This is a genomic window from Psychrobacter sp. 1U2 (assembly GCF_051847575.1).
In genome coordinates this window covers 1-1,260 of sequence record NZ_JBPYDC010000287.1, presented here as the reverse complement: position 1 = coordinate 1,260, position 1,260 = coordinate 1, and the positions used below count along the sequence as shown (strand labels likewise).

Here is a 1,260-nt window from a genome sequence, read left to right as displayed (position 1 = left end):
CTCGCTGCTTAGAAGTTTTAAAAAAATACTTCCATGCTTGTTAATGGTCAATAAGCGTAAAGTTATAGAGATACGAAAAGAGCCCTAAATAAATCTTATTTAGGGCTCTTTGGTCTTTAGTATATATCAAGTATATGACAAAACCAGTTTAAAGTAAGGGCCTCAATAAGTTAACTAATCGCTCAATAACTTGCTGGCTTTCATGACGGCTGATGTTTAGTGGCGGTAATAGGCGTACGACATGACCGCCTGTGACATTGATGATTAGTTTGTGCTCATCGCGTGCTAGATCCACCAGCTGACTACAGTCCATGGTATTGGGTAAGACAATACCTATCATCATTCCAGCACCGCGACTACTAACGTCGTATTGTTGCAGCTCGTCCGTTATGCTTTTACGAATAAACTGACCTTCGGTTAACGCGTTTTCCATTATGCCGCTATTTGCCAATACATCGTACACACTATGTACTACGCGACTTGCAAGCGGTGTGCCGCCATAAGTAGAACCATGACTGCCTGCGCCGAATAAGCCGTTAGCACGTCCGCGTACCATACAGGCGCCTACAGGAAAACCATTACCAAGGCCTTTAGCAGTAGTCAATACATCAGGACGAGCGTTGCTATGTTGATAAGCAAAATATTTGCCCGTACGTCCGTTGCCAGTCTGTACTTCATCAATCATAAAGAGCCAGTTGTTTGTCTCACATTGTGCTTGTAGCTCTTCTAAATAGCTAAATCCATTAGCTGCAGTATTGAGACCGCCTTCGCCTTGAATAGGTTCGATGAATATTGCACAAATATCATCATAATCTTTGGCCGCTTGTTTGATAGCTGCGATGTCACCGAAGGGCACACGGATAAAATCATCATCTAAGGTATAAAAACCTTCACGCGCTTTAGGATTGGCAGTCGCTGATAACGATAGTAAAGTACGACCATGAAATGATTGCTCCATCACAATAACTTTTGGACGTTTAAAGCCTTGCTGGTGAGCATAAAGTCGCGCCATCTTTAGAGCAGCTTCATTGGCCTCAGCACCACTATTGGCAAAAAACACGCTATCCATTTGTGCTGCAGTACAAAGTGCTTCTCCTGCACGTTCTTGCCAATCGATGCCAAACAAATTGCTGGTATGAACCAAAGTGGCAGCCTGCTGCTGAATAGCTTCGGTAACCTTCGGATGACAATGCCCTAAGCCGCACACTGCAATGCCTGTAAGTGCATCTAAATATGGAGTTTCATCTTTGGTATATAACC

The 1,260-nt window shown here is 43.5% G+C and carries 1 protein-coding gene; it reads right to left on the bottom strand.

Annotation, left to right across the window (positions count from 1 at the left end):
- Positions 1 to 148: 148 nt before the first annotated feature.
- A partial coding sequence (locus tag ACS8FD_RS15225) for an aspartate aminotransferase family protein (RefSeq protein ID WP_439276466.1) occupies positions 149 to 1,260 on the bottom strand: 1,112 nt, incomplete at its 5' end.